The sequence below is a fragment of the Pseudoxanthobacter sp. genome, from assembly GCF_036822375.1.
Classification (GTDB): Bacteria; Pseudomonadota; Alphaproteobacteria; order Rhizobiales; family Segnochrobactraceae; genus Pseudoxanthobacter.
Map to the genome: position 1 here is coordinate 1 of NZ_DAISHT010000146.1, position 9,236 is coordinate 9,236.

9 protein-coding genes, 1 tRNA gene and 1 pseudogene are annotated in these 9,236 nt (G+C 68.9%); 9 read left to right on the plus strand and 2 right to left on the minus strand.

Annotation, left to right across the window (positions count from 1 at the left end):
- From V7067_RS12790 to V7067_RS12825, 8 genes and pseudogenes are all read left to right on the plus strand, one after another.
- A pseudogene (locus V7067_RS12790) lies at positions 1-140 on the plus strand (sugar ABC transporter substrate-binding protein); the annotation flags it as partial.
- A gap of 157 nt (positions 141-297) precedes the next feature.
- Positions 298-1,332, plus strand: coding sequence for an ABC transporter permease (locus V7067_RS12795; protein ID WP_334176289.1), 1,035 nt, complete (start codon positions 298-300; stop codon positions 1,330-1,332).
- Between the two features lie 23 nt (positions 1,333-1,355).
- Complete coding sequence (locus V7067_RS12800; protein ID WP_334176297.1) at positions 1,356-2,141, plus strand: glucose 1-dehydrogenase; 786 nt, start codon at positions 1,356-1,358, stop codon at positions 2,139-2,141.
- Between the two features lie 18 nt (positions 2,142-2,159).
- A complete protein-coding gene (locus tag V7067_RS12805; protein WP_334176290.1) occupies positions 2,160-3,074 on the plus strand; it encodes an NAD-dependent epimerase/dehydratase family protein in 915 nt (304 codons plus the stop codon).
- A gap of 142 nt (positions 3,075-3,216) precedes the next feature.
- Entirely contained in the window at positions 3,217-4,479 is a 1,263-nt protein-coding gene (locus V7067_RS12810; RefSeq protein WP_334176291.1) for a D-amino acid dehydrogenase, read from the plus strand.
- Positions 4,480-4,504: 25 nt separating this feature from the next.
- A complete protein-coding gene (locus tag V7067_RS12815) occupies positions 4,505-4,861 on the plus strand; it encodes a RidA family protein (RefSeq protein WP_334176292.1) in 357 nt (118 codons plus the stop codon).
- 138 nt (positions 4,862-4,999) lie between these two features.
- Complete coding sequence (locus V7067_RS12820; protein WP_334176293.1) at positions 5,000-6,091, plus strand: D-TA family PLP-dependent enzyme; 1,092 nt, start codon at positions 5,000-5,002, stop codon at positions 6,089-6,091.
- A 113-nt stretch (positions 6,092-6,204) separates the two neighbouring features.
- On the plus strand, positions 6,205-7,425 hold the full coding sequence (locus tag V7067_RS12825) for a cytochrome c peroxidase (protein WP_334176294.1): 1,221 nt from the start codon (positions 6,205-6,207) through the stop codon (positions 7,423-7,425).
- Positions 7,426-7,604: 179 nt separating this feature from the next.
- On the opposite strand, the gene V7067_RS12830 is transcribed toward V7067_RS12825, so the two are convergent.
- Positions 7,605-7,826 (minus strand): hypothetical protein, encoded by a 222-nt coding sequence (locus V7067_RS12830; RefSeq protein WP_334176295.1) that lies wholly within the window; start codon positions 7,824-7,826, stop codon positions 7,605-7,607.
- A gap of 74 nt (positions 7,827-7,900) precedes the next feature.
- On the opposite strand from V7067_RS12830, the gene V7067_RS12835 reads away from it, so the two are divergent.
- A complete protein-coding gene (locus V7067_RS12835; protein WP_334176296.1) occupies positions 7,901-8,779 on the plus strand; it encodes a glycosyltransferase in 879 nt (292 codons plus the stop codon).
- Positions 8,780-9,159: 380 nt separating this feature from the next.
- On the opposite strand, the gene V7067_RS12840 is transcribed toward V7067_RS12835, so the two are convergent.
- Positions 9,160-9,235: transfer RNA gene (locus V7067_RS12840), tRNA-Ala, on the minus strand.
- Position 9,236 lies beyond the last annotated feature (1 nt).

Here is a 9,236-nt window from a genome sequence, read left to right on the forward strand (position 1 = left end):
TGAAGTCGGTCATCACCATCGAGCCGTGGGGGCCGAACCTGAAGATCCCCGGCGCGGCCATCGACAAGAGCAACGTGGACGACCCGGCCTTCTGGGGCAACGGCAAGCCGCCGGAAACGCCGGTCACGCCGGTGAAGTGAGCCGGCCCGGCTGCGCCGGCCCGTGCCGCCCTTGCGGGGCGCGGGCCGGCACGCCGGCGGCGGCTGCCTCTTCTCGCCCTGAAGGCGGCCGCCGCCTTCTTCCCTGGCCGGCGGTTCGCCGCCCGAAACGGTCCATCGCCCGAAGGTTCCTCACCCGATGTCTGCCACCTCGCCCAGCGCGCACTCTGTGTTCGCCATCGGCTCGCGCCGCCGCGCGGTCGCCGAATTCCTGCTCGACAACCTCGTCTGGCTGGTCTTCATCGTCGCCTTTCTGGCGTTTTCGCTGACGATCCCGAATTTCTTCCAGATCGCCATCCTGCTCAACATTCTGGAGCAGTCGACGTTCATCGGCATTCTGGCGGTGGGCCTGACGCTGGTGGTGATCTGCGGCGAGATGGATCTTTCCATCGAATCCACCATGGCGCTCGCCGCCATGGGGTCGGCGCTGCTGTTCGGCACCAACGGCGCCGGGCTCGGCATCTCGCTCAGTCCGGGCTGGCTCAATGCGGCGGTGTCCATCGCGCTGTCGCTGGCCATCGGCGCGGTCATCGGCGGCATCAATGCCTGGCTGGTGGTGGTGTGGCGCATCAACTCGTTCATCGTCACGCTGGCCTCGTTCCTGTGGGTGCGCGGCCTCGTGGTGGCGCTGTCCGGCGGCCGCTCGGTCTATGGCATGCCGGAGCAGATCCGCTGGGTCGCCGTCTCCTCCTTCCTCGGCCTGCCGATGCTGGCGTGGGTGACGGGTGCGGTGTTTGCGGTGTTCGGCCTCATCCTCGCCAGAACGCCGTTCGGCCGCCATCTCATCATGGTCGGCGGCAACCCGATGGCGGCGTTCCGCGCCGGCATTCCGGTGCAGCGGCTGATGATCACGGTGTTCATCCTCACCGGCATGATCGCGGGCTTCACCGGCTGGCTGCTGGCGGCGCGCACCTCCGGCGCCACCGCCAATCTGGGCACCGGCATGCTGTTTGAGGTGTTCGCGGCGGTGGTCATCGGCGGTGTCAGCCTCAAGGGCGGCGTCGGGCGGCTGTCGGGGGTCATCGCCGGCGTGCTGCTGCTGTCGTCCATCTCCACGGCCATCAACGTCATGGGCATGCCCCCGCACTACACCCAGATCATCCGCGGCGGTCTGGTGCTGGCAGCCATCCTGCTCGACACCGTCAAGACCTCCATCCGCCGCCATATCGCCTGATCCCATTTCCGGAAAGCTCGACCATCATGAACAGACTGGCAGGACGTGTTGCCGTTCTCACCGGCGCGGCGCGGGGCATCGGCGCCGCCATCGCCGCCCGCTTCGTGGAAGAAGGCGCGCGCGTCGTCATCGGCGACACGGAAACGGCGGCGGGCGAGGCGACCGCGGCCGCTCTCGGCGGCCCGGAAAAGGCGCTGTTCGTTGCCACCGACATCTCGCGGGAGGCCGATGCCGAGGCCGTCGTCGCCCGCGCGCTGTCCGCCTTCGGCCGGCTCGACATCATGGTGCAGAACGCCGGTATCTATCCGCTGACGCTGATCGAGGACATCAGCGTGGCGGAATGGGATGCGGTGCTCGGCGTCAACCTGCGCGGCACCTTTCTGGCCGCAAAGGCCGCGCTGAAGCCGATGCGGGCGGCGGGATACGGGCGGATGGTGTTCACCTCCTCCATCACCGGCCCGCGGGTGACCTCGCCCGGCCATGGCCACTACGGCGCTTCCAAGGCCGGCATCAACGGCTTCATCCGTTCTGCTGCGCTGGAGTTCGCGCCCTACGGCATCACCGTCAACGGCGTGGAGCCGGGCAACATCCTGACCGACGGCATGAAGGCCGGCCGCAGCCCGCAGTTCATCGCCGGCATGGAAGCCGCCGTGCCGCTCGGCCGGCTCGGCACCCCGCGCGAGGTGGCCGATGCGGTGCTGTTCCTCGCCTCCGACGATGCCGGCTTCATCACCGGCACCACGGTCATCGTCGACGGCGGCCAGCTTCTGCCGGAAAGCCGGCTGGCCCGCGAACCCGACGCCGCCTGAACAGGGAACCGCCCGATCATGTCCCACCTTTCTGCGCTCTCAGCGCCGCGCCGCGTGTTCATCAGCGGCGGCGGCGGCGATCTCGGCCGCAAGCTCACCCGGCACCTGCTGCAGGCGCCGTGGTGCGCGGCCGTCGTTTCCGCCGACCTGAAGCCGCCGCACGATCTGGCGGCGGAGGATGCCCGCGTCATCCCGGTCGCCGGCGATCTGTGCGACCGGTCCGCCCCCTGGCAGGCCGCCATGGCGGGGTGCGATGCCGTGGTGCATTTCGCGGCGCAGCACCCGCACACCGATGCCAGCTGGGCCGATGCCGGCGCCTCCTACGACATGACCGCGGCGCTGCTCGATGCCGCGCTGGACCACGGCGTGGGCCGCTTCGTGTTCGCCTCCTCCAACCATGTGATGGGCGGCTACAAGGATGCCCCGCTCGCCAGCGACGCGCCGGGCTTCCTCACCGCCGCGCTGCCGCCTTCGCCCGGCACGAAGTGGAACACCGGCACCGGCTGGATGGATTCCACGGCCTATGCCACCGCCAAGTTCATGGGCGAGCGGGCGGTGGCGGCGGCGGTGGCGCGCGCCGGCGGGGCGCTTTCGGCCGTCAACGTGCGCATCGGCTGGGTGCAGCCGGGCGAGAACCGGCCCGAGACCATCAACATTTCCGGCGACGTGGCGTTTGCCGCCGTCCCGGAGCCGGAGGATGCGGAAGGCCGCCGTAATCTGAAGTGGTATCGCAACATGTGGCTGTCGAACCGCGATTTCGCCCGGCTGTTCGAGGCCGCCATTGCCGCGCCGGCCACGGCATGGCCGGCGCCGCTGCTCACCGTCAACGGCGTTTCCGGCAACACCGGCACGGGCTGGGACCTGAGCCCCGCCCGCACCCATCTGGGTTATGCGCCCGAGGACGACCTGTTCGCCGCCCTCGGCCTGCTCTGAAGGCGGCCGGCCGCCTTCATCCGGTCGCGCGGACCGCTTCTCCCCCTTCGTGTGGCCCGCGCCCGGCCAGCTGCCCGCCCTCACCCCCCGTGGGCGGGTGGCTGGCCTTCCTCACCCCCCGCCAGCCAGTGCAGGCGCAATCATGCACGTCGTCATTCCCGGTGCCGGTGTCATCGGCATCACCACGGCCCACGCGCTTCTCGACGAGGGCCACACCGTTACCGTGATCGAGCGCGAGGCCGAACCGGCGCTCGGCACGTCCTATGCCAATGCCGGACAGATTTCGGCAGCCCTTTCCGCCCCGTGGGCGGTGCCCGGTCTGGTGCCGAAGGCGCTGAAGTGGCTGTTCGAGCGCTATCCGCCGCTGCGTTTCGGCCGGGTGCCGGATGCCGCCACCCTCGGCTGGCTGTGGCACATGCTGCGGGCGGCCAACGCGCCGCGCTATGCGGCCTCCAAGCGCGCGATGGTGCGGCTCGGCGAATACAGCCGCGACCGGCTGGAAGACCTGCGCACCCGCCTGCCGCTCGATTATGACAGCCGCACCGGGGGCACGCTGGTGCTGTTCCGCACGCCGCAGCAGCGCGACGGCTATGCCGCCGATCTTGCGGCGCTCGCCGATCTGGGCGTGCCGGGGCGGCGGCTGTCGCTGGACGAACTGGCCGCACTGGAGCCGAACCTCGCCATCCGCGCGGCGGGCATCATCGCTGCGGCCCACCTGCCGGGCGACGAGACGGGCGACTGCCGCCGCTTCACGCAGGCCCTCGCCGGCCACCTTCAGGGCCGGCCGGGGTTCCGCCTTCTCACCGGCACGGTGGTGACCGGGCTGGCGGTGGCCGGCGGCCGCGTGGCGGCAGTGGAAACCGACGCCGGGCGCATCGCCGCCGATGCCGTGGTGTGCTGCCTCGGCACCGCCACCCCGGCGCTTCTGGCGCCGCTCGGCATTCGCGTGCCGGTCTGCCCGCTCAAGGGCTATTCGCTCACCATCGCCGCCGACAGCGATGCCGTCGGCCCGCGCAGCACCGTTTCCGACGAGACCCACAAGGTGGGCGTCACCTGTCTCGGCGCGCGCATCCGGGTCGGCGGCACGGCGGAAATCGCCGGCTTCGACCTGACGCGGCCGGAGAAGCGTTATGCCGGCCTGTTCCATGTGGTGCGGCAGCTCTATCCGCGCATCCCCGCCGCCGCCCTTGAAACGGCGGAGCGGTGGAGCGGCCTGCGCCCCATGACGCCCGACGGGCCGCCGCTGATCGGGCCGGCGCCGCTTCGCAACCTCTGGCTCAACACCGGCCACGGCACGCTGGGCTGGACCATGGCGTCCGGCTCCGCGGCCATCGTCGCCGATCTCATCGCCGGCCGCCCACCCGCGGTCGATATCGCCGCCTTTGCCCCCGGCCGCTACGGCTGAGGGCCGCTGTCAGGAGAAAAATCCCATGATCGAACGTTTCCACACCTCCGCCCGCATGAGCCAGGCCGTCAGCGTGCCGCTGTCCGGCCGCCTCGTCATTCTGGCCGGTCAGGTGGCCGACGACCGCTCGCTCGACGTCGCCGGCCAGACGGCCGACGTGCTGGCCAAGATCGACCGCCTGCTGGCCGATGCCGGGGTGGACAAGACCGCGCTCGTGTCCGCCAGCATCTGGCTGACCGACATCTCCACCTTCGACGAGATGAACGCGGTGTGGGATGCGTGGGTGCCGGCGGGTCTGGCACCGGCGCGCGCCTGCGTGGAATCGAAGCTTGCCGACCCGCGCCTGCGGATCGAAATTCAGGTCTTCGCGCTGAAGGCCTGAGGCCCGCGGCGCCTGGGGGGCGGCCGGGTCATTCCGCATCCGGCCGCGCCCGTCTTCCGGTTCCTCCGCCCTCAATCCTCCGCCCTCAATCCTCCGCCCCCAATCCTCCGACCCCAGTCCTCCGTCCAGAGTGAAGCGATGAGCATCGAGACCCTGAAAAGCCGGATCGCCCGCGAATTCGGCACCCCCGCCGTGGTGATCGACATGGACGTGGTGGAGCGCAACATCGCCCGCGTACAGGCGGCGTGCGATGCGGCGGGCGTGGCTAACCGGCCGCATATCAAGACCCACAAGAGCCCGGTCATCGCCGCCCTTCAGGTGGCGGCGGGGGCCCGCGGCATCACCTGCCAGAAGCTCGGCGAGGCGGAGGTGATGGCGGCGGCGGGCATCGACGACATTCTGATTTCCTATAACCTGCTGGGCGAGGAGAAGATGGCCCGCCTCGGCCGCCTGCTGGCCGGCGGCACAAAAGTGACCGTGGCGGCCGACAACCCGGTGGTGGTCTCGGGCCTGCCCGCCGCCGCCGCGCAGGGCGGGCGCACGCTGGATGTGGTGGTGGAGGTCGATACCGGCCGCAAGCGCGCCGGCGTGGTCACCGTTGCCGAGGCGGTGGCGCTGGCCCGCGACATCGCCGCCCGTCCGGGTCTCGCCTTCGCCGGCTTCATGCTCTACCCGCCGGAAGACGCCATGGAGGCGACGCAGGCCTTTCTCGACGCCGCCACCCGCGGCGTGCTGGAGGCCGGCCTGCCGGCTCCGCGCATCGTCTCGTCCGGCGGCACGCCCAATGTTGCCAATCTCGGCCGCATCCGCGGCGTGACGGAGCACCGCCCCGGCACCTATGTGTTCAACGACCGCATGATGATGCGCGCCGGCGCCGCGCGGCTGCAGGACTGCGCTCTGGCGGTCTGTTCCACCGTCGTCAGCCGGGCCGAGGCGAACCGCGGCATTCTCGATGCCGGCTCCAAGACGCTGACGGCCGACACCGGCGGCGGGCTCGATGGCCACGGTCTCATTCTGGAGCATCCCGATGCCCGCATCGCCGGCTTTTCCGAAGAGCACGGCATGCTGGATCTGGCGGGCTGCGCAAACCCGCCGGCCATCGGCGATGTGGTGTGCATCGTTCCCAACCATGTCTGCGTGGTGGTGAACATGGTGGACCGGCTGGTGACGGTGCGCGGCGACGAGATCACCGGCACGCTGCCGGTGGCGGCCCGCGGCCGGCTGACCTGACCGGCCCGGTTCTGCGCCGGGCCGTTGATCGCGGTCAATGCGACTGAGTTGCAAAACCTGTTTCTGATGGCGCATAGACTGATGCGGGCGCGCTGTTTCGGGTTTCGGGTGTGATGCTTCTTCGTGCTGTTCGCGGCGGTCTGGCCGCACTGCTGATGCTGGCCGGTGCGGCCGGAGTGGCCGCGGGCGAGCCTGCGCCGTCCGGCCCGGTCCCCGCCGCCGCGCCGGAGGGGGCTGAAAGGCAGCAGACGCTGCAGGCGCTGGGGGCGGCGCTGTTCGACGACGTGAACCTGTCGCAGGACCGCACGCAGGCCTGTTCCACCTGCCACATGCCCGATGCGGGCTTTGTGGATGCCCGCACGCTGCCGGCAACCGGCGGGGCGGTGTCGCTTGGCGATGACGGTCGCTCCATCGGCACCCGCAACGCCCCGCCGGCGGCCTATGCCCGCTTCAGCCCGCGTTTTCATCGCCGTGCCGACGGGCGCTATGCGGGCGGGCAGTTTCTCGACGGGCGGGCCGACGATCTGGCGGCGCAGGCGCTGGGCCCGCCGCTCAATCCGGTTGAGATGGCGCTGCCCGACAAGGCGGCGGCCGTCGCCCGCCTGCGCGAGAACCCGGAATACGAGCGCAGCTTCCGCACCCTCTTCGCCGATGACATTTTCGATGACGAAGAGCGCGCCTTCGCCGCCATGGGCGCGGCAATTGCTGCCTTCGAGCAGACCGATGAGTTCGCGCCGTTCGATTCGCGCTACGACCGCTATCTGCGCGGCGAGGAGACGCTGACGGATCAGGAGGAACTGGGCCGGGTGCTGTTCTTCTCCAACCAGTTCACCAACTGCAGCCAGTGCCACCGGCTGAACCGGCAGGCCGCGGACCCGCGTGAGACGTTCACCGACTACAGCTTCCACAATATCGGCGTGCCGGCCAATCCGGCGCTCGATGCCGCCCTTGGCCGGCCCGTGGCAGACCGGGGGCTGGCCGACAACCCGGCCGTGAGCGACAAGGCGGCCGCCGCCGGGCAGTTCCGCGTGCCGGGCCTGCGCAACGTGGCGGTGACCGGACCCTATATGCACAACGGCGTGTTCCGCGATCTGCGCACCGTCATCGCCTTCTACAACAAATACAACAGCCGGCTGGCGAAACGGCAGATCAACCCGGAGACCGGCGCGCCGTGGGGGCCGCCGGAGGTGGCGGACAATCTGTCCCTGACGGAGCTGGAGAGCGGCCCGGCGCTGGACGACCGGCGCATCGATGCGCTGGTGGCGTTCCTGCGCACGCTGACGGACCGGCGCTACGAACCGCTGCTGCCGGCCGCCGGCAGCGCGGCGCCGTAAGGCCGCCAGCGGGCCCGCGTTTCCGCCCGGCCGGCCGGCGCCCGGCGTCGCACAGCGGCATCCGATGAGCAGGACGCCGCCACAGCAGCAGATTGCCGTTTCCGGGAAGAACACTTTCAGGACGGACGCCGCGCCGCATCGATGCGGAAGCCCTGCGGTCCGCCCGCCGGCCGGCCGGGTCATAAGAGCGCCTGCGGCCGGTCGTGTGCCGGGGCTGCCTTGCGGTTCTGCGGCGCTTGTCCGGTCTGTCTGTTGCCCGCCCGGGCGGCATTCCGCCGCTGACGGGCGCGTTCGGCTGTGCAACCGGCGTCGGGTCTGCGGATCACCCGTTGCCGACCCGGCACGTCGATGCCAAACTCAGGCACAATTGCGATTTCATTCGGCTGAAACAGGAAATTCATACCGATATCGTATTCTCGCGCAATTACGCAATTATTTTATTGATATAATGCTATATCCTCTACCGGAGATGAAAATGAAGGTCACAGTTGCAATTGCGACGGCTGGCAGAAGGGAGGTTTTGTCTGAGACGCTGGAATTTTTGCATAAGAATATTCGCGATATTGACGAGATCGTCATTTGTCCGGCACGGGAAAACGATGTCGACCGGGCGCTTCTGTTCGAGTGCTTTCCGAATGCCCGGATCGTAACGGGCGACATCGGTTCGTCGCCACAGCGCAATGCGATCATGGATGTCGTCGAGACGGATCTGGTGCTGTTTCTCGACGACGATTTTCTGCCGGCCGACGATTATATCGAAGAAACGCGGCGGCTGTTTCAGTCCGATCCCGGTATCATCGCGGCCACCGGGCATGTCATCAGGGATGGCATTATCGGCCCCGGGCTGAGTACGGCGGAGGGAATCGAGGTTCTGGAAGGGCTGGGCCCGAACGACGCCGGCGGACCGGACGAGATTTACAACGTCTATGGCTGCAACATGATCATTCGCGTTGATCTGGCGCGGCAGAACAACATCCGGTTTGACGAGAATCTGCCGCTTTATGCGTGGCAGGAGGATCTGGATTTCTCCCGTCAGCTGGCGCCGTTCGGTCGCATCGTCATCGCGCCGCGGCTCCGGGGGGTGCATCTGGGCACCAAGCGTTCCGGGCGCAGTCCCGGTAAGCGGCTCGGTTATTCCCAGATCGCCAACCCGATCTATCTGGCGACGAAGGGCACGCTTTCGTGGCGGCGCGCGGTGCGGCTCATCAGCCGGAATATTGCCAGCAATGCCGTCAAATGCGCGCGTCCGGAGCCGTGGATCGACCGCAGGGGCCGCCTGTGGGGCAATGTCATCGCGCTCGGCGATCTTTTGCTGCGCCGTCTGGATACCAGACGCGTTCTGGATTTCGAGTAGACCGTCATCGGACGGACGCAGGCGGCATCTGTACGCGGTGCGAGCCTGCGCGGCGTCGGCGTGCCTGGCGCATCGTCGGGGGGGCGCCGGCGTGTGCGGGCGATCCGCCGTCGGCGTGCATTAAGCCCCGTGGCAGCAGGCGGACAGCCGCATGGCAGATACAGCCGCATGGCAGGCATCGCCCGGAATGGCAGGCATGGCCCGGAAAAGACGAATGGCCCGGAAGAGACGACCGGCACCCGGCGAAGACAATAAAAGCGGAGACAATAAAAAAGGCCCGCGAAGCGGGCCTGTCTTTCCGGCCGGAACGATCTGATCTCAGAAGACTGATTTCAGGACTTTTCCGGAAAAACCACCCCCGTTACCCAGGTCGGGTCGGTTGGTGGAGCTGAGGGGAATCGAACCCCTGACCTCTGCAGTGCGATTGCAGCGCTCTCCCATCTGAGCTACAGCCCCG